This is a genomic window from Lysinibacillus sphaericus, from assembly GCF_015844675.1.
GTDB classification, from domain to species: domain Bacteria; phylum Bacillota; class Bacilli; order Bacillales_A; family Planococcaceae; genus Lysinibacillus; species Lysinibacillus sphaericus_E.
Map to the genome: position 1 here is coordinate 1 of NZ_LDGC01000019.1, position 21,448 is coordinate 21,448.

General features: G+C 38.4%; 22 protein-coding genes and 1 pseudogene. 6 read left to right on the forward strand and 17 right to left on the reverse strand.

What is annotated here, in order from left to right; genetic code table 11:
* Positions 1 to 145, reverse strand: a pseudogene (locus tag ABE34_RS06915) (transposase); the annotation flags it as partial.
* A gap of 105 nt (positions 146 to 250) precedes the next feature.
* Complete coding sequence (locus ABE34_RS06920; protein WP_197141283.1) at positions 251 to 721, reverse strand: peptidase C15; 471 nt, start codon at positions 719 to 721, stop codon at positions 251 to 253.
* Positions 722 to 1,272: 551 nt separating this feature from the next.
* Here ABE34_RS06920 and ABE34_RS06925 point away from each other — a divergent pair.
* The 4 genes from ABE34_RS06925 (at position 1,273) to ABE34_RS06935 (ending at position 4,697) form a co-directional block, all read left to right on the forward strand.
* Positions 1,273 to 1,728, forward strand: a complete 456-nt coding sequence (locus ABE34_RS06925; RefSeq protein ID WP_079560033.1) for a chemotaxis protein CheX — start codon at positions 1,273 to 1,275, stop codon at positions 1,726 to 1,728.
* Positions 1,729 to 2,088: 360 nt separating this feature from the next.
* Positions 2,089 to 2,211: a hypothetical protein gene (locus tag ABE34_RS25405; protein ID WP_255505077.1), complete on the forward strand. Its 123-nt coding sequence runs from the start codon at positions 2,089 to 2,091 to the stop codon at positions 2,209 to 2,211.
* A gap of 346 nt (positions 2,212 to 2,557) precedes the next feature.
* Entirely contained in the window at positions 2,558 to 3,049 is a 492-nt protein-coding gene (locus ABE34_RS06930) for a cytochrome B5 (RefSeq protein ID WP_197141285.1), read from the forward strand.
* A complete protein-coding gene (locus tag ABE34_RS06935) occupies positions 3,036 to 4,697 on the forward strand; it encodes a b(o/a)3-type cytochrome-c oxidase subunit 1 (RefSeq protein ID WP_197141287.1) in 1,662 nt (553 codons plus the stop codon). The genes ABE34_RS06930 and ABE34_RS06935 overlap by 14 nt, the downstream gene beginning before the upstream one ends.
* A 60-nt stretch (positions 4,698 to 4,757) precedes the next feature.
* On the opposite strand, the gene ABE34_RS06940 is transcribed toward ABE34_RS06935, so the two are convergent.
* From ABE34_RS06940 to ABE34_RS06955, 4 genes are all read right to left on the reverse strand, one after another.
* Positions 4,758 to 6,254, reverse strand: coding sequence for a carboxypeptidase M32 (locus ABE34_RS06940; RefSeq protein WP_197141289.1), 1,497 nt, complete (start codon positions 6,252 to 6,254; stop codon positions 4,758 to 4,760).
* A gap of 437 nt (positions 6,255 to 6,691) precedes the next feature.
* On the reverse strand, positions 6,692 to 7,132 hold the full coding sequence (locus ABE34_RS06945; RefSeq protein ID WP_197141291.1) for a CcdC protein domain-containing protein: 441 nt from the start codon (positions 7,130 to 7,132) through the stop codon (positions 6,692 to 6,694).
* Between the two features lie 287 nt (positions 7,133 to 7,419).
* Entirely contained in the window at positions 7,420 to 8,436 is a 1,017-nt protein-coding gene (locus ABE34_RS06950) for a serine hydrolase domain-containing protein (RefSeq protein WP_197141293.1), read from the reverse strand.
* A 24-nt stretch (positions 8,437 to 8,460) separates the two neighbouring features.
* The gene (locus ABE34_RS06955) at positions 8,461 to 9,285 is read right to left on the reverse strand and encodes a MerR family transcriptional regulator (protein ID WP_197141295.1); all 825 of its coding nucleotides are present in this window, start codon (positions 9,283 to 9,285) and stop codon (positions 8,461 to 8,463) included.
* 160 nt (positions 9,286 to 9,445) lie between these two features.
* Between ABE34_RS06955 and ABE34_RS06960 the strand changes: the two genes are divergently transcribed.
* Both ABE34_RS06960 and ABE34_RS06965 read left to right on the forward strand, forming a co-directional pair.
* A complete protein-coding gene (locus tag ABE34_RS06960; protein ID WP_197141297.1) occupies positions 9,446 to 10,042 on the forward strand; it encodes a TetR family transcriptional regulator in 597 nt (198 codons plus the stop codon).
* A gap of 64 nt (positions 10,043 to 10,106) precedes the next feature.
* Positions 10,107 to 11,249 (forward strand): MFS transporter, encoded by a 1,143-nt coding sequence (locus ABE34_RS06965; protein WP_197141298.1) that lies wholly within the window; start codon positions 10,107 to 10,109, stop codon positions 11,247 to 11,249.
* A 279-nt stretch (positions 11,250 to 11,528) separates the two neighbouring features.
* Here the strand turns inward: ABE34_RS06965 and mdh are convergent, their stop codons facing one another.
* The 11 genes from mdh to ABE34_RS07020 all read right to left on the reverse strand — a co-directional run bounded on the left by mdh (position 11,529) and on the right by ABE34_RS07020 (position 21,436).
* A complete protein-coding gene (gene mdh / locus ABE34_RS06970) occupies positions 11,529 to 12,473 on the reverse strand; it encodes a malate dehydrogenase (RefSeq protein WP_197141299.1) in 945 nt (314 codons plus the stop codon).
* Positions 12,473 to 12,832 carry a BMC domain-containing protein gene (locus tag ABE34_RS06975; RefSeq protein WP_197141300.1) on the reverse strand — a complete coding sequence of 120 codons (360 nt, stop codon included), beginning with the start codon at positions 12,830 to 12,832 and terminating at the stop codon, positions 12,473 to 12,475. Before ABE34_RS06975 ends, mdh begins: the two co-directional genes overlap by 1 nt.
* Positions 12,825 to 13,109 carry a EutN/CcmL family microcompartment protein gene (locus tag ABE34_RS06980; RefSeq protein WP_197141301.1) on the reverse strand — a complete coding sequence of 95 codons (285 nt, stop codon included), beginning with the start codon at positions 13,107 to 13,109 and terminating at the stop codon, positions 12,825 to 12,827. Before ABE34_RS06980 ends, ABE34_RS06975 begins: the two co-directional genes overlap by 8 nt.
* 37 nt (positions 13,110 to 13,146) lie before the next feature.
* Complete coding sequence (locus ABE34_RS06985) at positions 13,147 to 14,013, reverse strand: phosphate propanoyltransferase (RefSeq protein WP_197141302.1); 867 nt, start codon at positions 14,011 to 14,013, stop codon at positions 13,147 to 13,149.
* 12 nt (positions 14,014 to 14,025) lie between these two features.
* Entirely contained in the window at positions 14,026 to 14,616 is a 591-nt protein-coding gene (gene pduL, locus ABE34_RS06990) for a phosphate propanoyltransferase (RefSeq protein WP_197141303.1), read from the reverse strand.
* Positions 14,617 to 15,132: 516 nt separating this feature from the next.
* Complete coding sequence (locus ABE34_RS06995; protein ID WP_053482447.1) at positions 15,133 to 15,411, reverse strand: BMC domain-containing protein; 279 nt, start codon at positions 15,409 to 15,411, stop codon at positions 15,133 to 15,135.
* 16 nt (positions 15,412 to 15,427) lie between these two features.
* Positions 15,428 to 16,918 carry an aldehyde dehydrogenase family protein gene (locus tag ABE34_RS07000; RefSeq protein WP_197141305.1) on the reverse strand — a complete coding sequence of 497 codons (1,491 nt, stop codon included), beginning with the start codon at positions 16,916 to 16,918 and terminating at the stop codon, positions 15,428 to 15,430.
* Between the two features lie 14 nt (positions 16,919 to 16,932).
* Complete coding sequence (gene eutL, locus ABE34_RS07005) at positions 16,933 to 17,583, reverse strand: ethanolamine utilization microcompartment protein EutL (RefSeq protein ID WP_197141307.1); 651 nt, start codon at positions 17,581 to 17,583, stop codon at positions 16,933 to 16,935.
* An 11-nt stretch (positions 17,584 to 17,594) separates the two neighbouring features.
* On the reverse strand, positions 17,595 to 18,626 hold the full coding sequence (gene eutC / locus ABE34_RS07010; protein ID WP_241747144.1) for an ethanolamine ammonia-lyase subunit EutC: 1,032 nt from the start codon (positions 18,624 to 18,626) through the stop codon (positions 17,595 to 17,597).
* Between the two features lie 9 nt (positions 18,627 to 18,635).
* Positions 18,636 to 20,006 (reverse strand): ethanolamine ammonia-lyase subunit EutB, encoded by a 1,371-nt coding sequence (locus ABE34_RS07015; protein ID WP_197141309.1) that lies wholly within the window; start codon positions 20,004 to 20,006, stop codon positions 18,636 to 18,638.
* 5 nt (positions 20,007 to 20,011) lie between these two features.
* The gene (locus ABE34_RS07020) at positions 20,012 to 21,436 is read right to left on the reverse strand and encodes an ethanolamine ammonia-lyase reactivating factor EutA (RefSeq protein ID WP_197141311.1); all 1,425 of its coding nucleotides are present in this window, start codon (positions 21,434 to 21,436) and stop codon (positions 20,012 to 20,014) included.
* Between the last annotated feature and the right edge of the window lie 12 nt (positions 21,437 to 21,448).

Sequence of the window (21,448 nt, forward strand, 5' to 3'; positions counted from 1 at the left end):
TTGACCAGAACATTTCTTTCCAAAGTTTTTTACGAACTAATGGGAAGTCACGTTTTATCAGTCGGGAACTAGCACTCTTATACGCATTGCTGAACTTGGATAATTCTGTATTAGGTTGTGCTTTAAACAAAATGTGAACATGGTCTTTGGGTATAATCACGCCTTCCTCTGATACGCCTGATTATACAATAAGGCATGATGTGTTTAAATACTTTTGGCTAACGCAATTCATCTCCCACCTATCACTGGGCTACGCCCTGCACGTGATTGAGGAAGGAGTCTTCATGTGGAAAACCGATAAATAGGTACCTGCCGTATTTGAAATCTCCGCTGGATACCCTTCTTTACATAATCGATTTACTATATTTCTAATAGGTAGATTCGTGATATAGGCATCTACACCATCATCATAAATGCTCTCATCTACTGGTGTATAACCATCATTATCTGCTTCCCCATCTTTAATATTAATCGCAATTCGCTCTGGCGTTATTTTAAATCGCCCTCCGGCTAATCCTAATGAAATAATGATTCGTGGCTTAGTCTCAGCAATATATTGTTTCAGTTGCTGAGCGGATTGCTGAAAATCTACAGACAAAATGCGTCCTTCAATTTCATAGCCATCCATCTTTTCTCCATTTAATTTTTCTACAATTTGCATCGTTGGATTTATTTTATATTCAAGAAATGGCACAAACCCTGTTAATAATATCTTCGTCATTTTCTTCACCTAATTTTCTATAGGACGTTGCTTGATTGCCTATCCATTTTTATTTTTTGATACTACAGTAACAGAACGATCATTTTTTAATAGCCTTGTAACCATACTACAAAAAAACAATTCGCATTTTCAGTATTTTTCAGAAAAAACAAAAAAATAACCCTCTTTATTCCCTCGAAAGTATGTAAGATAAATATTTTCGTAAAAAAAAAGCATGATCTCTAAATTGCTTAGACCAAGCTCTACTTGTAAAAATATTGTCGTTATTGTTTATTCTCTTATTTTAAATGCGCAGTCGCCTGTTTCATAACGTGTTTCCCCACTCCAATATAGATAACCACTGCCGTTCCAATCAATACGAATGTCATCGCTGACCGCTCCTTTTCATATAAAAATTTGTATTTTAAAAAACTTAATCGTCCATTTAATGATTTTGAAAATCATTCTCATTAATATAATATAAATTTCCCATTAATTCGTCAAGACATACTTTCATCTTACCCATTCAACATGGTAAGATGTAGAAAAGTCGGAAAAAGGATGCGGTAAAAATGAGTAATTCGAAGTACTTTCAAACTATTTTAAATGGGACAATCCACGCTTTAAAATCGATTCTACCTATGGAGATAGACGTGAAAACGCCGAGTATTATTTCTGAACCATTTCAACAACAGCAAATGGGTGTTTTAATTGGTTTAATAGGAGATTTAAAGGGCCGAGTAATCATTGATTCGTCTCCAGAAACATTTAGTGGCATCGGCAATACGATGTTTGGTATGCCTCTCGAAGGGGAAATGTTGGAGTCCTTTACAGGGGAATTTGGCAATATGATTGCAGGAAATCTATGTACTACCGTCGGACAAGAAAGCTTAGAAATTGATATCACACCGCCAACGGTGATGGTTGGTAACACAAAATTATACGGCTTTGAAAAGGCCTTTATACTCCCTGTCACAATTCCAAGCGTCGGTCCACTGACAGTTCTTTTAACAATTGAAGAAGAATAGAGTTCTAGAATATCGGACTGTTCAATTTATACATCCTATGCCTACACATCAAATGTTTATGATAACGCCTTATCATTCTCTTTAATAATAAACGGTGAATGCCCCATAAGGCTCAAGTCTAAATTTCACATAGTAAAATTTCTCGAAAAATAATAGATTTCAATAATAATCACTTCATTTTCAACCAAAACGCGGCCATCTCAATGACTATAGAGGTGGCTTTTTTTTATTCCCTCCTCAATTTTTCACATTTTTTTCACATTATTCGTCAAGATGTGTGATTTTTTTCACATCAAAAAGAATTTTATTTATATATCATGGCAATTAGAAAGACACACTAAAAGCGAAGGAGGAGCAAAAATGGCAAATAAAAAAAAGTCAGATGAAAATTTAAAAGGTTCACTCTATGCGGTATTTGGAGTAGGAATCATTATTATCTTACTTTGGGTGTACTGCTTCGATTTGTTCATCAATCGTTTTTAACTTCTTTCAACGGGTGTCCAAACACCCACTGAAATAGAGGAACTTAGTCTAAGAACGCCACGTCCTGTGGCAACGACTGAATGACCAACTTCGTGTTGGCCCAAAGCCTCAGGCGGATGTCATGGAATCAGAAAGGAGTTCAATATAGGATGTTAGCCTAAAATCATCGCATCCATGCGATAACGGCTAACTGACCTGCATCGGTAAAAACGCCACGTCCTGTGGCATTTCCGAAATGACCGACATCGTGTCGGCCCTCACGCAGGCCTAAGCACAAAGCTGATTCTGGACGCAATTATGCCGAGGCATAATTGATTCTACTAAGAATAAGAAAGGACAGAGACATATGCACTTACATAAGTATGAGAAGTACTGGCTTGTGTTTGGAGTTACTACTTTAGTAGCATTCCTTATCATTCTCGGCATCGGTGCATTTCATCAAGGCTCACATCCGAACAATGGTAAAAAAACACTAGATTATGAGAAAGTAAATGAATTCCCTCCCTTCGATAATCCTGGTGTTCACAAAGTAGAAGGTAAGGATTGGGACTATGAAGTGGTTGTTTTAGCATCAGCATTTAATTACAATCCGCCAGAAATAGAAGTCCCTCTAGGAGCTAAGGTGAAATTTATCGCAACAAGTGCGGATGTCATGCACGGTTTTGAAGTTGCAGGTACAAACATTAATATGATGCTTGAACCTGGTTACATTTCTGAATATGTGACAGAAGTAAATAAAGTAGGAGAGTTTTTAATTGTATGTAATGAATACTGTGGTACAGGACATACGATGATGCACTCTATGCTAAAGGTGGTGGATCCAAATGAGTCTCAATAATAATTTGACAAAAGTGGATCGTCGTGATGCGAAGCTAGCAATGGCACATATATACGTGGCATTCATCGCATTATTATTAGGGGGTCTTGCAGGTTTATTACAGGTTTTCGTTCGTTCTGGTCAATTTACATTACCAGCAGGCATTGGTTACTATCAAGTTTTAACTGTACATGGTGTTTTACTCGGTCTTATTTTAACAACATTCTTTATATTCGGTTTCCAAATTGCCAGTGTTAGCCGTACATCAGGGACTTTCTCAAATGGTCAACGTCGCCTTGGCTGGATCGGCTTCTGGTTAATGACTATCGGTACAGCAGCGGCTGCAGTAATGGTTCTACTGAACGAAGCATCTGTTTTATATACGTTCTATGCTCCTCTGAAAGCTCACTGGATTTTCTATTTAGGCCTTACATTAGTCGTTGTTGGTTCTTGGGTTGGCGGCGCAGGTCAAATTTTACGATATGCACAGTGGCGTAAAGAAAACAAAGGTAGCGGACAACGAAGCCCATTACTTTCATTTATGGTTGTTGTCAATAATTTAATGTGGTTCGTGGCAACTCTAGGTGTAGCTGTTTCTGTTCTATTCCAGTTACTTCCATGGTCTTTAGGCTTTATCGAACGTGTTGATGTAGCACTTTCCCGTACATTATTCTGGTATTTTGGTCATGCTCTTGTATATTTCTGGTTATTACCAGCTTACATGGTTTGGTATGTCATTATTCCGAAGGTTATTGGCGGAAAAATTTTCTCTGATTCTTTAGCAAGACTGTCATTTATGCTATTTTTAATATTCTCTGTACCAGTTGGGATCCATCACCAATTAACAGAGCCAGGTATTGATAGTACTTGGAAATTCATACAAGTTGTTTTAACTTTCGCCGTAATCGTACCATCTTTAATGACCGCCTTCTCGATGTTTGCAATGTTTGAATTACGCGGTCGTGAATTAGGAGGAAAAGGACTTTTCGGCTGGTTAAAAAAATTACCATGGAAAGATGCTCGTTTCTTCGTGCCATTTATCGGTATGTTAGCATTTATTCCTGGTGGCGCAGGCGGTATCATCAACGCTTCTTACCAAATGAACCAATTAATCCATAATACTATTTGGGTTACAGGACATTTCCATTTAACAATTGCAACAACAGCTGTATTAACTTATTTTGGGGCGGCATTTTGGTTAATTCCGTATTTAACAGGTCGTACACTGACTAAATCTTTAAACAATCTTGGTAATTTTGCCGCTATTTTATGGGCGGTAGGTATGACAATTATGTCTTCTGCTATGCATATCGCTGGTCTGATTGGTGCACCACGTCGATCTGATTACTCTGTGTATGGTGGAGCTCAGCAAGCTTATGATTGGATTCCTTATCAAATCGCCCAAGCTGTTGGTGGCACTATTCTATTCATCGCCATCATCATCATTCTTTATATTGTGGTGAAATTAGCATGGTTTGCACCAAAAGGTGAAGAGGAATTCCCTGTTGGTGAGGTACATGAAAACGGTGGTACGACACCCGCTATCTTAGAGAATTTCAAAGTATGGCTAGTTATATTAGTAGCATTAATTTTATTTGCTTATACGATTCCAATTATCGATATTATTTCTAATTCTCCTCCTGGCTCTAAAGGCTATAAGCTTTGGTAACAATGTTTTGCTTCTTCATAAAAAAGCGATTTCTCTGTAGTAGAGAAATCGCTTTTTCCTTTAAAGCTGATACAGCTTCGTATACTTTTCTTGCAAATAGTTTGCTAAATATTTGGCGTTTAAGCCTTCGCCTGTTGCCTCTTGTAACAATTCGAACGGCTTCTTCAGCGCACCGTATTGGTGGACTTTGTCTGTTAACCACTCACGAATTGAAAGAAGCTCTCCTTTTTCCAACAGCTCATCAAAGTTTGGAATATCTTTATCCATTGCATGTTTCCATTGTGCAGCGTAAATCATCCCTAAAGCATAGGATGGGAAATAACCAAACATCCCCCCCGACCAGTGCATATCTTGTAGTACCCCTTTTGCATCTGTCTCAGGACGAATGCCTAAATATTCTTCGTATTTATCATTCCATACTTGAGGAAGATCTTTCGCCTGAAGATCGCCATTGAATAGGTCTCGTTCAATTTCATAGCGAATCATAATATGTAGTGGATATGTTAACTCATCTGCTTCAATGCGAATAAATGAAGGTTCCACCATATTAATCGCTCGCAGGAAATCAGCAAATGCTACATCACCAAATTGAGCAGGTGAATGTTTTTGCAGTCGCTCGTAATTATGCTCCCAGAACTTTTCGTTTCTACCAACAAAATTTTCATAAAATAAAGATTGAGATTCATGTATTCCCATCGACGTACCCGTTGCTAACGGTAAACCATCAAGCTTCACATCGATATTTTGTTCATACATAGCATGCCCACACTCATGGATTGTTCCAAAAATTGCTGAGCGGAAATCATTTTCATCATATTTCGTAGTAATTCGATTATCTCCATGGTTTAAGCCAATCATAAATGGATGCACACTTTCGTCTAAGCGACCTGCATCAAAATCATAGCCAAGTTGTGTTAGCATTTCCAATGATAATGCACGTTGAGATTCACGAGGGAAATGCTTAAATAATATGCTTGTATCTGGTTTATTTGGTGAATCTGCAATTTTTTGCACAAGAGAAACGATTGTTTCACGTAATTCACCAAAAACTTGATCTAAAACATCAGTCGTCATATCCGGCTCATATAAATCTAGTAATGTATTGTACGGAGAACCGTTTTTAATACCCCAATATTGAATGAATTTCTTCTGCCAACTTATAATTTCTTCTAAATAAGGTAAGAATAACGCAAAATTATTCGTCGCTTTTGCTTCTTCCCATGCTGTTTCTGCTTTAGATTGCAGAATGACAAATTCCTTATATTCTTTAGCTGGAATTTTTTTATTTTGATCGTAATCTTTTCGTACTTTCTCTACTAAACGCAGTGTAACATAATCTAGATCTGCCTTTTGCCCCTCTAGATTCGTTAGTAATTCCCCTAATTCTTCACTAGTCTGCATCTCAAATAAAGAGGCAGATAATGTTCCAACTACTTCTGAACGTTGAGCTAACCCCTTCTTAGGCGCACCCGTCCGCATGTCCCAATAAATCACACTCAGTGCTTCTCCGTAGTGCTGCATTTTTTTCACATAGTCAGTAAATTGCTGTACAGTCATGCTAACATCCTCCTTTTCACGCTACTATTTTATCATATTTTCGAAAATTTTGTATATTATGGACTTTTAGTATTTTTCTAGTTCTACTTAAATATAATATTGATTCTACAAAAAATTAAAGCTATGTCAAAAAGGATGTATGGGGATTTAGCTTCTACTATTGGATTTTCTATAATGCGTTCAGGAGATTATTTTGCTGCTGTACTAGATGAGTGGCGAGGTTACATAATTAAGTGGTTATATATCTGGTGAAAAATATTTATTGAGGAAGTAGACAAAGAGAATACAACTTTGCCTACACTGATCAAACAAGGACAATCGAAGGCTACATGCTTTTTCCCACTAAATATACTAAATGACTTTTAAAAAGCTGAATACAGAATGAAAATCACTATGTCTAGTCTTTGATTTAAAACAATTCTATACTTTATATTATTTCACTCGCCCATAATTTGTTTGTATCTCAAGTAGATAATATAGCGACGAGAACAAATACTACCAAGTGGTATGAACATAAGAGCATTTGTTAATGATAGCAACGCATGCTCTCTACTCCAATGACCAACCAGTATCCTTACAAGAAGAAACCCGAAAAACAAAATAATTCCAGCAATAGAGCTTTTTGTAGTAACGATTCCTCTAGTGTGATTCTTACGAATTTTTTCTAGTTTTCCTTTCCATACTCCTATACCCAATCCAACCATTAAACAACTGATATACATCATAATATTTAAAGGCGTTAATTTAATATTTAAAATAGTAGAAAACATTACACCAATTAACAAAACTGGTATGACCCACAATCGAGTTGGTCTAACTTGTTTCTCCTTTAACATTATAAGGACAATGACAATAAAGACGACCAAGTAGCTAACCATTTCTTTCCCTCACTTTATTTAAAAAAGTATAATTTAACCTCAAACTGAAGATGTAGTGAGCACGACCTTCAGAAAAGGAATCTTTCAATACGCTTCTTTTAAATTAGATAATAGACTATTTATTATAGCCTATTGTCCAATTTGATGGGATCAAAATTTTACCTACGTCATAAATTGATGAGGGTCGAGACTGTGAAATACGTTGGGGGATAGTTTCCGATGAACTTGAAGCAAGCGTGCATCCACCTAATCTGAAAGGAATTGTCCCCCTCACTTGAAATATAAAATTATTGATTATTTATTACCGCTGGGATTATATACTCTTTTAGTAAAGGCCATCTATCTCTCGAATTCATAATGAACTCTGAACTAATAGCCACAACCATATTCAATTTCGGTATACAACAAATCATATTGCCTCCATCCCCTATTGCTGAATATGTAGAAAGTCCATCTTCTTGCCGTAGCCACCATAAGTAACCGTAATTATTAAAGTTCATTTCCGTCGATTCTCGAATCCATGTCTCTGAGAGGACCCTAGTATGATTCCAAACTCCATTATTTAAATACAGGTAGCCAAATCGAGCCATATCACGAGTAGTTAATGTTAGTCCCCATCCACCTGTCGAATAACCTTTCGAATCATGAACCCACCCCTTAACGTTTTTCCCGAATAAATCATCAAATCCATAGGAGTTCATTTGATAATCGGGAATCTCTTTCATGCCAAGCGGTGTAAACAAATGTTCATTGGCGAACGCTCGTGCACTCTTGCCTGTACTTTGAGTAAGAATAGCTGACAATACATGTGCTCCAGCAGTGGAATATTTAAAAGCACCTAAATCCCCGTTTTTGCCCATTATATCAAGTGTATACCTTACCCAGTCCTGTTGCTGACATAAAATATCTAGTGGTTCATGCCAATCCTCAAATGGATATGGTACGGTCATCGTAAGTAAATTTCGTATAGTAATCTGTTGTTTTTGCTGATCAGCGGCATCAGAAATATATTCAGGGAAAAAATCAAACACCTTCTGTTCAACGCTTTTAATATATCCTTTATCAATAGCTATGCCTATAAGTGCAGATATTACACTTTTTGTTACAGATGCTACATGGTGACGATCGTTAGGACCTTTGCCATTAAAATATTTTTCGTATGCTAAGTTACCATTACTAATTAAAACAATGCCATTTATATTGTTATAATCATTTTTTATCGTCTGCTCTAGCTTGGAAAGCTTGTCATTATCCATATATATGCTTTCAAGCTTTACTGATTGCCAATTTATTGTTGTTTGCATAAAAACCTCCTAAATTTCATTTTGTCATTTTTTCTTTACAGGAAAATATACCTCAGTAACATAATCCTCATGGGCGTTGGCTTGACTTGGGTCTGTTACATATATTTCATATGGTGGCGATATTAGCTCATAACCTTCGTTTTCAACCCATTTCATCAAATTAGCATAGACAGAGGACAATTCCGGATAAGCCCCCTTTAAAACAGATTTAGCACAGAGGCTACCTGGCAAATCTCTCGTTCCTTTGACAGACTCTGCTATTGAAATAGCGAACTCGGTATCATTGCCTGCAGGATTAAATTCAGGGCTATGGTAAATCGTCATCGGCTGCCCAAGTAAAGTGAGCTTCTCCTTCGCAATCTTCTCATATAGCTCGCTAAAATGATTACCATATCCAGATGCATAGTCATCATTACCCATTATCAGTCTCTTATAAAGGATATTCATTGGCTTTGTTTCAACAAGCTGTACTTCGATATCGTCAAGGTACGACATGATAGGTACTCCCTTTTCTAAGTTTGAAATATCTTGACTTAATTGTTTTACAAGGAATTCAAAAGCCTTTAGTTTTTCTTTAATTTCATTTCTCTTCTGATTAAGCACTGAACAAAGCATTTCTTCGGACTGATCCTCTTCTAAAGCCAACATCGTTTTAATTTCTTCAAGAGAAAAATGATAGGATTTTAAACGATTGATATAGAGCATCCTTTTTAGTTGTTCAATAGAATAATACCTATAACCGCTTTCAGCATTAATCTCATCTGGGTTAATTAATCCAATTTCATCGTAATATCGAAGTGTTTTTGTAGAGACACCACATATTTTTGAGAACTCTCCTATTGATAACAAAAAACCACCTCACTCATTTATTTGTTACTTGCTACCATTCATTTATACACCTTCCCCTAAGGACAAAGTCAATCAAGACTTATGCTTTATTCTTAAAACTTTTCTTGACCGCTTAGTACAAAAAAGATATTCTAGTTATGTAAATGAGAGGAGGATCAATGTGAATAAACGAGGCAGACCCCGAGAGTTTGATTATTCCTCAATTGTAGATGTCGCCATGAAAACTTTTTGGAACAGAGGGTATGAGGGGTGTTCTACACAGGATTTATGCAGTGATACTGGACTTGGGAAAGGAAGCTTATACAATACTTTTGGTAGTAAACATGAACTGTATAAACAAGTATTAGAACGCTACCATGAGTTTGGAATTAAGGCACAGCAGGAATTATTAAATGCTCCAATTGCATTGAAAGAACGCTTATGTAATTTTTTCGAATGGGCACTAAAGGAAGATTTTGAGAATATTGATCAAAAAGGTTGTTTATTAATTAATGCCAGTGTGGAGAGAGCAAAGAATGACGTAATGGTTCAAGAAATTTTCTCACGGCATGTTGAACTTCTTAAACAAGCAATTGAAAAAGTAATGGCGGAAGGATTGCAAACTGGCGAAATTTCAAAAGGGCAAACAGCTGAGGAATTAGCTAGTTTATTTTTAAGCAGTTATTACGGGTTCCGTGTTCTTAATGTTTCGATGCAAAATCGAATGCTGTCTGAACAGATTATGAACGGAACATTAGAATCTATATTTGGCGCTTAGTGCGCTCTTTTTTAGCATCATTTTTGTACCGAACGTTACAATAATAAATTTAGGAGTGTTTTTTATGCCATCGATTATTTATTTACTAGCTTTAGCGATTTTTTGTATGACTACATCTGAATTTATGGTTGCAGGTATGATGAACGAACTTGCTCTTGCATTTCAGGTTTCCGTATCTTCAATCGGGTATTTAATTACTGCTTATGCAGCAGCAATGGTAGTAGGAGGACCTATTTTAACTGCATCTCTTCTACGATTACGCAGTAAACAAGCTCTATTATTTTTAATGTTTGTATTCTTGCTTGGCCAGTCACTTGGAGCAATTGCTTGGAACTATGATAGCATGATGGTTTCACGTATTATTACTGGTATTGCTTCATCTTCAGCATTCGGTATTGCCATTTCCTTTTCTGCAACATTGGTTCCTCCTAATTCAAGGGGAAAAGCTGCATCTATTGTACTTGCAGGTTTAATGATTGCAACAGTCATAGGCTTACCTATAACAACGCTTGTCTCGCAAAATTTTGGCTGGCGTATTAGTTTTGGGTTTGTTTCTATTCTCGTACTAGTTTCCGGGATTATGATTCAATTTTTACTACCCTCGTCGCCAAACAAATCGGTATTAAACTGGAAAGACGAGCTCATAGGCTTTAAAAATATTCATCTTTGGGCAGCGTACATAACTAGTATGTTTATTATAGGTGGTACGTTTGCAGCGTTTAGTTATTTCACCCCTATCTTTACAAATATCACAGGCTTTTCAAGTGCAAGTATTCCATATTTACTTGCTCTCTATGGTAGTGCAACAGTCATTGGGAATATAGTGATTGGCAAGTTTGCTGATAAATATACAATGGGAACACTTTTGAGTGGATTGATTATTTTAATCGTAGCTTTGTCTTTATTTGCTTTAGGAGCTGAGAATAAATATATTGCAGTTATTACAACTATTTTTATTGGCTTCACTGGTGTTGCAATGAATCCAGCTATGGTGGCGAGAGTGATGAAAACAGCTAATAATGGCACGATGATCAATACCATTCATAGTTCTTTTATTACGCTTGGTATTGTTATTGGTTCATCACTAGGTGGCATAGGTATTAGTAATGGATATGGCTATATATCACCGCTGTGGATTGGCGTTTGTTTAGCTATCCTAGGGTTACTATCATTATTCCCATATTTACATAAAAGGAAGGAAAATTAATGGGTACTGCATTACATGTGTTCCGGTGACAATCAAGCCGTTTTTCAGCAGGTGTGTCTAAACATTCGCTCTATCATAAATTGCTCAATTTGAGTTGTATATACCAAAAAAGCTCTCCTCAACATTTTCACGATCAAGGAGAGCTTCTACTTTTATATAAATATAGGGGAATTTTACTAGCTTTTAAGCGTAATGTTCGGTTTCCAATCAAACATTTTTAAGAGTTTATAACAGATATATAGTTGGGGATCCTACATATCTTATTACTGCAAAGCGTCTTTAAACATTTTGACAAATCGTTAATACTTGTTTTACGGCTTCTGCTGACTGATGAAGCGCCGTTTTTTCTTCATTTGTAAGGTGTAATTCGATAACTGATTCAATGCCATTGCCACCTAATATTGTCGGTACACCTAAAAATAAATCGTGATAACCGTACTCTCCTTCTAATAAGGCAATAGAAGGAATTATTTTACGTTGATCTTTCATGATGATTTCGACCATCTGTGCACAGGCAGCAGCTGGCGCATAATAAGCACTACCATTGCCTAACAACCCAACAATTTCTCCGCCACCTTTACGTGTACGTTCTACAATTTGCTGCAGTCTGTCTTGAGGAATCAGTTTTTCTAATGGGATCCCTCCAGCATAGGAATATCGAATTAAAGGGACCATTTCGTCACCATGTCCACCTAAGACGAATCCTGACACATCCTCTGGGGCAATTTGCAGTTCCTGTGCTACAAATGTATTAAAACGCGCTGTATCTAACACACCTGATTGACCAATGATACGATTTTTTGGAAAGCCAGTTTCCTTATAACAAACATAGGTCATGGCATCGACTGGATTGCTTAATACAAGAACTATGCTGTCTGGAGCATAATGTTTTATTTGTCTAGATACTTGTTGAATAATTTTTGCATTCGTCGCCACTAAGTCATCCCGACTCATACCCGGTTTACGAGGAATACCAGCTGTAATAATGACAATATTAGCTCCTGCTATATCCTCATAATTACTCGTTCCTTTAATAAAAACATTAAACTTTTCGATTGGTCCTGTTTGTAATAAATCTAGCGCCTTTCCTTTTGTCGGATTCTCCGCTTCTGGAATATCTAACAGGACAACATCTCCTAGTTCTTTTTGTGCCAAAAATAAACTTAAAGTTGCGCCAGTTTGCCCAGCACCAATTACAGCAATTTTACTTTTTTGAAAAGACATTATGCCTCACCTCGTTGATCAGCAGCAGCTGTTTCCGTCGTTTTTTTAGCACGTGTTGATGTTGTTGCTGGCTTTTTCTTTGGTGCTTCTGGTCCTTTAATCATTTGAAAAACATCTTCATCAGGTCTCGGAATTACATGAGCGCCTAATAGTTCTCCAACACGCATTGCAGCGGCTTTTCCAGCTTCTACTGCTGCCTGGACAGAACCAACATCACCTTTCACGACGACTGTCACAATCCCACCATCAACGAACTCTTGCTTGACGATTGTTACATCTGATGACTTAATCATTGCATCAGCAGCTTCATAAGAGCCTACTAATCCTTTTGTCTCAATCATTCCAATAGCGCTACTCATTCTCTTCACCTCTCATAACTTCCGTAGAATCAATAATACCTATAACAACTGCATCGATAGGCAATGGATTTTCTTTCATAATATATCGTGATGATCCACCACTTGTAATAAGCACATCATCGCCGATTCCTGCCCCGATACGATCTGCTGCTACAATCTCTGAACGAATCGGCTGCTGTTTGGAGTCAATTGGTTGAATAATTAAAAGTTTTAAGCCATTCAACCCTTCTTCCTTACGTGTTGCCCATACACTGCCTATCACTTTTCCCATTTGCATGAACTTCACCTACTTTATCCTGAATGGACTTTTCTAATTACTCCGAGCGAATTGTTAATGTCTTATTCAACTCTCGTATTTTGTCATAAGCCAATGCCGTGACAATCGTGTTTTTAGGAACAACAATTTCTCGCGCTTCTATTTCAAGTACTTCTACTTGCGAAAGTAGCTTCTTATCAAATTGATAGCTGGATGGTCTTTCAGCTTGTTTTAAAACTGGAGGAATTTCTTTGACTTCCATTTGTTCGTTAGCTTGTACATAGATAATTTCTGCAAGTGCACCTTGTTGAATTAATCCTGCATTTGCTTCATCTGTATCGATATGCATCTCCAATCGATAACGATCCGAAACACGAATAATTACATTGGATAAAATAATCGGTCTTATACCTTCTACTTTAATTTGTACCGATTGTCCATCCGCTACTTGGAACCGAGCGCTATCAGCTGGCGACATATGAATATGCGCTTGCGCAATAATGAGTCCTTCATTTAGCACGACGCTGCCTTTTGGACCAATAAGTGTGACAGGGCTGGAACCTTTAATATCTCCTGAAATTCTTAACGGTGGCTTCATCCCTAATTTCATCGCGTCTGTCCAGCTTACTTCTACTTGAGATAATGAACGAGCTGGGCCTAATATTCGCACCCGCTCAATGGAACCCTTAGGACCAGCAATAACAACGGTTTCCTCTGCAGCAAACTGTCCTGGCTGTGAAAGTTCAAACTTGGGTGTTAATTGATAGTTCTCGCCAAAAAGCTTCTCTACTTCCGCTTGAGAAAGATGGACATGTCGTGCTGAAACACCAATAGGGATTTTTCCGTTATATTGAGAAGAAGGTTGTTTTTTTAAAACTTGCTGCAATACTTCTTCGACAATTTTTTGGACTAAATTTTCCTGCATCGAACCTCCTCCTTACGTTAATAATCTGATAATTTCCCCTTGTGCTTGCTGTTCAATAAAGCCTGCATTCGCTTCATCTGTATCAATATGCATCTCCAAACTAAAATCGTTTGACACACGAACTACAACTCCACGAAACGTCACAGGTCGCTCACTTTCTACTTCAACAGATACTAATTCATTATTTTGTACGTCCAATGCAATTGCATCTTCTTCCGTCATATGAATATGTGCCTGTGCAATAATAACTCCCTGCTTAATTATGATTTCTTGTTCTTGATTGATTAATTTGATGCCTGCTGAACTTTCGATATCTCCCGATTGCCTTAAAGGAGGGGTTAATCCTAGTTTCATTGCATCTGTTCGACTAATTTCCACCTGTGTTGCCGCTCTTACAGGACCAAGTACACGCACATTGTGAAGAACACCTTTTGGTCCCTCAATAGAGACACGCTCTTTGGCTGCAAACTGTCCTGGCTGTGAAAGATCAAAATCCTTCGTTAGCGTTGCATTTGGACCAAAAAGTGCTTGTAAATCCTCTTCACTGACATGTATATGACGAGCTGAAATGGCCACAGGAAATGTTTTTGTCGCTGTTTTCACGTTAGCCACCTCTATATCTTTATTACTGTTGAAAATGAATGAGCAGGATGAGGCATAATGTGTAGCATCCTGCCCTTCTAATTAGGTTGTTTTATCCGTCGTTTCGGGCGGGCCTTCCGTCGTTTCAATGGTTCTTTCCGTCGCTTCGGCTTTTCTTTCCGTCGCTTCGATGGCTCTATCCGTCACTCTGGCGATTCTTTCCGTCGCTTCGTATTCTATCCGTCGCTCTGGAATTTCTTTCCGTCACTTCGACTTTTCTTTCCGACGCTTCGTATTCTATCCGTTACTCCGGCGATTCTTTCCGTCGCTTCGATGGCTCTATCCGTCACTCTGGCGATTCTTTCCGTCGTTTCGATGGCTATATCCGTCGCTCTGGCTTTTCTTTCCGTCACTTCGACTTTTCTTTCCGTCGCTTCGTACTCTATCCGTCGCTCCCGCGGTTCTTTCCGTCGCTTCGATGGTTCTATCCGTCACTCCGGCAGTTCTATCCGTCGCCTTTATTTACTGGAGATGAAATTAAGCTTCTGCTTTTGGTAAAATTAATTCTAATTCATGGTGTGGGCGTGGGATTACATGAACTGATAGAAGTTCTCCAACACGTTGTGCCGCTGCTGCTCCTGCATCAGTAGCTGCTTTTACTGCTCCTACATCACCACGAACTAATACAGTGACAATCCCGCCACCAACATGCACTTTTCCTACTAAGTTAACGCTAGCAGCCTTCACCATTGCATCTGCCGCTTCAATTGCTCCTACTAATCCTTTTGTTTCTACCATTCCTAATGCTGTACTCATTTGTCATTCCTCCAAATTATTTATTTTGTAATGTTATTTGTTTTAATACTTGATCAACAATTTGTTGAACCACTGCTGTATCTAGCGATGGATCTTGTGCCTTACTATTTTCTACTACTGGTTTTGTTAAGAACTTTGGTTCTGGCACCTCTACATCTTTAATGCCGTATGCCATACGTTTAATATTCAATAAATGTCTCGCTGTAATGTTATCGGACGTAATATTGCCACCAAACGTGCCACATCCTAATGTGAAAGATGGTGCTAAACCTGTAGTTCCTCCAACAGCGCCAATCGATGATAATGTATTGATCACAATTCTGGACACTGGTAATTCAACTGAAAATTGCTCAGCTAACGCTGCATTTTCTGTATGAATCGAGCATGTATGTCCACGTCCACCGATGTTTAGTAAATCAATCATCACCTGTTTCGCTTCTGTACTGTCCTCAACTGTGTATAACGCATATATTGGGGACAGCTTTTCCAGTGAAAATGGAATATTTTTTCCAATCATTATTTCCATACCAACAAGTACTTTTGTATCTTCCGGCACGGTAACGCCGATAGAATCTGCTAAGCAAGCTGCTGACTTGCCTACAATTTGAGGATTTACTTTTCCCGGGACAGGAGAAATCAACTTCTCCATCTTTACCTTCTCTTCATCACTCAAAATATAAGCATTGTTTTTCTTTAACTCTGATAAAACTTGCTCAGCAATAGCTTTATCTACAATAATTGACTGCTCTGTAGCACAAATCGTACCGTTATCAAAAGACTTACTTTGAACAAGCTGGCGAACAGCTTTGAATATATTCGCCGATTTTTCAATATAAGCTGGAACATTCCCTGGTCCTACACCGTAAGCCGGTTTGCCTGAACTATAGGCTGCTTTTACTAACGCACCCCCACCAGTTGCTAATATTAAGTGAATATCGGGGTGCTTCATTAATTGCTGCGTAGCCTCCATGGACGACAGTGTTAAACAGTGTAACAAGCCTTCTGGTGCTCCCGCTTTTTCTGCTGCTACTCTACAAATCTCTAAAGCTTCCTTTGTACATTCAACTGCATATGGATGTGGGCTTAGAACAAGACCATTTCTAGTTTTCAATGAAATAAGTGTTTTAAAAATTGCTGTTGATGTCGGATTTGTCGTTGGGACAATGCCCGCAATTACGCCAAACGGACTAGCAATCTCTGTCACTTTTTTCATTCGATCGAAACCTACGACACCGACAGTCTTTAAATCTTTAATATCTTCATAGACATCTCTAGAGGCGACCTCATTTTTCATCTTTTTATGATTAGGAACACCCATCCCTGTTTCCTGAACGGCCAAATTTGCCAAACGTTCTGCCTCTTTAAATGCGGCATCCGCAACAGCTTTGACGATATGATCTACTTGCTGCTGTGAATACTGCATATACGCAGCCTGTGCAATATTGGCATGTCTCACGGCGTCTCTCATTTCTTGAATGGCTAATAAATCTTTATCTAATGTGGCCATAAAGACCCACCTTTCTAAACAACTGGATTTCTTGTTAAATTTTCAATCGCTTCTCTAAAAGCATTTGCAGCAGCTTGGCAGGAAGATTGGCTACCACTTACTAAACCGCCACCGAAATTGGTTTCAGATGGTGGACCAAAGAAAACCTTTAGTTCTACATCTGCCGCCTTTAATGCAGCATCTAAACCAACAACAGCTTCAAGTGGCGGTGCAATTAAATAAGCGAGGGCTGTTCCAACCTTAACGTTTGCTAGCTCCGCCAAATACGTGCCACAGCTTGCTACAGTATGTGCAAAAAGAGCGTGGTTTTCATTTTGAAGGATCGCTTCAAAATACGTATCAAACTGAATTTTCTGCTGAATCGCATCGAAACCACTGCGTATTTCATCGGGCGAGCTACCAGCAATGATGCCAATGACCTCGCCAGATAATGGCCCAGATGCGTGTGCCGCTCCAGCATAAAAGCTTTTTGCATACACAACATCAACATCTGCTTTTTTCGTAGCTTCGTCCAACGCTACATAGCCAACATCATCTATTGTTAGAGTGACGAGTCCAATGCTATTGTGATATGGCTTTAAATTTAATTGCTCCGCTAGTTCACGATTTACCCTTGGAATGACTTGCATTGCTAAAATTTCTGCCATAATTTTTTGAGGATTCATCGTTTGTCCCCCTAACCTTCTTTTGTCACAAGACCTACTCCACTAGCCTTGTAATGCAATATTTTTTGCACGACTGTTCCTAAATAAGCACCCGCCTCTAATGGTGGGATACCACCTTTATGAATGTTCGAAACGACCATTCGATCAGCTTCTACGGTGCCAATTCTAGGTTGATAGCATATATAAGCACTCATTGACTCGGCAGATACAAGGCCAGGACGCTCACCGATTAAATAAACGATCACTTCCGCTTGTAAAAGTTCGCCAATTTCATCCATAAGAGCAACTCGTCCTTTATCAATATAGAAAGTAGTTCCTATTTCAATATTCAAATTACGAAGGCTTTGCTGTAACGCTAAGAAAACATCTTGCACATTTTCTTCAATCGCACTTGCACTTAATCCGTTAGAAATAATGATTTGTACCTTTGGATTTTTTTTACACTTCGATTGGATAAGTGTCTTTGCTTCATCTGATAAACGGCGACCTAAATCCGGCCTAGTAATGTATTCTTCCTTATCTGTCACTCTTGAAGTTACTTGAAAGACATCGAGCTTTTGTAGTAGCCCTGCTGTCACTTCTCCATAAACTGCATCTACTGCCGCTGCATGATCGAGTCGGAACTTTAACCAAGTTTTTGTTTTTGGTCTTGTCCCCGCTCTACCAATACCTATTCTTGCAGGTGTATGCTTTTTAGCAGCTTGTACACTTTCAGACACTTCATCCTCTTCAAATTTAAAGGCTGTAATAGGTACTGAAGTGTAAGTCGATTCATCATTACTTGCGCTGTAATATGATTGTTCATGATTACTTGATTCAGCATTATAAAGCTTAATTAATGGTTCATTTGATTGTACTGTTGTGCTCGGACTTACTACTTCATTAGCATAATTAGCATTAGCTACCGTATCGTGAAACTTAATAAGTGTTTCCTTTTGCTCTTCTGTTGGCACAACTGTGTCAACAGAAGATTTGTCTGACGTATTATTGCTCATCTTTTCCATTACGAGCTGTGTAATCATCGATACTAATTGTTCATTCAATGGATTCACCTACCTTTCAAATATAGATAAATCGCCAGCTATTGCAGATAGACGACCATTTTCATAAATGCCCATTTTTTCTAACCACGCTAGAAATGCAGGTGCAGGTTTTTTACCAAACGTTTGAAGTAATGTAGCGACATCATGGAAGCTCATTGACTGATAGTTCAACATGACATCGTCGCCCATTGGTGCAGCTATAATAAAGTTGACACCAGCAGCTGTTAATAAAACACTTAAATCTTCAACATCATTTTGGTCTGCTTTAATATGGTTTGTGTAACAAATATCAACGCCCATTGGAATGCCGTGCATTTTGCCCATAAAGTGATCTTCTAGTCCTGCACGTATAACTTGTTTGTTATTGTATAAATACTCAGGTCCAATAAAGCCAACTACCGTGTTCACAATATACGGATTAAAATGTCTAGCAAATCCGTAATTGCGCGATTCAAGTGTTACTTGGTCAATACCCATATGTGCCTCAGCAGATAGCTCCGAGCCTTGTCCAGTTTCAAAATAGAATAAGTTCGGTCCAGTTCCTGTTCCTTGCTTTTTCACAAGCTCCTCTGCTTCTCTTATTAGGTCAGCAGAAATACCAAACGAGCGATTAGCAATTTCTGTTCCAGCAATACTTTGGAAAATCATATCAGCTGGTGCGCCTTGTTTAATGGCTTTCATTTGTGTTGTAATATGCGCTAACACACAGTTTTGTGTAGGTATCGACCAATCATTGATAAACTCCTTTGTTGCTTGCAATACTTTTTTCACACTTTCAACTGAATCATCTACTGGGTTAATCCCAATGACCGCATCACCTATACCATAGGACAAGCCCTCTTTTAATGAAGCAATAATACCGTCAATATTGTCTGTTGGATGATTCGGCTGTAATCTTGAGGAAAGTGTGCCCTTTTGTCCGATCGTACTATTACAAGTTGACAGTATTTCCACTTTATTGGCCGCATGGACAAGATCTAAGTTGGACATTAGCTTTGTAACGGATGCAATAATTTCTGAATTCATGCCCTTGCTTAAGCGTTTTAATTCCCTGTCGCCTGTGTCATTGGTTAAAATGTATTCTCTAAGTTGCTCGATACTCCAGTTTTTAATTTCTCCATAAATTTGCTCATTGATATCACCTTCAATAATGCGTGTCACTTCATCCTCTTCGGGAGGAACTAATGGATTTTCTCTTATATCTTTCACTAACAGCTCACTTAAAACGGCCTTTGCCGCAATTCGTTGCTGTACCGATTCAGCAGCAATTCCAGCTAACTGATCTCCTGATTTTTCTTCATTGGCCTTGGCCATTACATCCTTCAATGATTTAAAATTATATTTTTCTCCACCAAATATCACCGATAGATTCACATTCATCCTCCTTACTTTGAGTGAAAAGCAAGTGTTTTTACAACGACTGGGACAACTCCAGATGGCAGTACTTCCCCTATGTCAATGTAATCGCCTGTTTCCACTTTGATTTGATCGATGCAAATGATGGGAACTGTTTGATTAATCGCTTGTATCGTTTGCCCAATAACTTTTGCATAATCTGATTGAATGACTATGATAATTGGTAGTTCCTTGGAGCTTATCGTCGCTAAGTGTTTCAAAATAGCCTCACATAGAGCATGGACATCCTGGAAGCTTAAATAGGGTAACTGGCTAAAATAGAGTGCAAACGGAGTGCGATTCTCCTGTATAGAAAATAGAGCATCGGCTCGTGCAACCGCTGTTTTTACCGCATAGTCGAATTCTTGGCTGTTCGTATCCATATGACAATCGAAAACAGGCACATTTTTTAAAGGCAATACCTCTGCATCTACCTGAATCGTTGCACCACTAATCTCCGTTGTTTGAGTACCCGCACCTGTCACAGTTGCCCGCGCTGTTTCCTCTGGTTTTAACCATAAAAAGGATTGTAGCTGTTCATACTGCAAAAGACTTTTTGCCAATTTTTCACCAATATCATCATACTGACGGTTTGTACATTCATTCTCATAAATACAAGAGGCTACTCCACCGGAAAAAACGACTGCTTCAACGGGTTTATCCCAAGTTGGCAAATGTCCTAACAATAATGGATGCTGTTCGTCTGTTAATTGTCCGCTTAGCGTCTTTGTTACTATATCCACCATTTCTTGGATTAGTTGTGTGACACGTACATCCTCTGCTGAATCACCAAGCTTTAACGGGTTTGACCATTTCTCCATAAGTTTTATAATGGGCGGTGAAATCCACTGGACCATTCCGTTATGAAATTCTATAAGTCTTCCACCGACATGCAATGTACACGTACCAATTACTTCTCCGAATTGCATTACCGCAATATTTGCAGTACCACCACCGATATCGATGTTAGCGATAACTTTGGCAGTATTTTTAGAATGCTGTAAGGTACCTGCGCCTTTTGCTGCAATGATGCCTTCCAAATCGGGTCCAGCAGTAGCAACTAAAAAGTGCCCGGCTGTATCTGAAATCGCATGAACAACCTCGCTTGCATTTTCCTTTGTGGCAGATTCGCCTGTAATGATAATGGCACCTGTTGAAATATCTGCTGGTGCAATTTGGGCCAATTGATATTGCTGAAAAATAAATTGCTCAATTTTTTCCATGTCGATAATCTCTTTATTGATAAACGGCGTTCTAATAATTGGACTTTGATGCAAAACCGTTTTTTCAATAATTTCTATGCGTGGCACATGCGTTACACCTGCAACGTTTTTCAACAGAAAACTACTGACAACCATCTTTGTTGTACTTGTACCAATATCAATGCCTGCACTATAAATTTTTTCTGTCTTCAACTTACTCTCCCC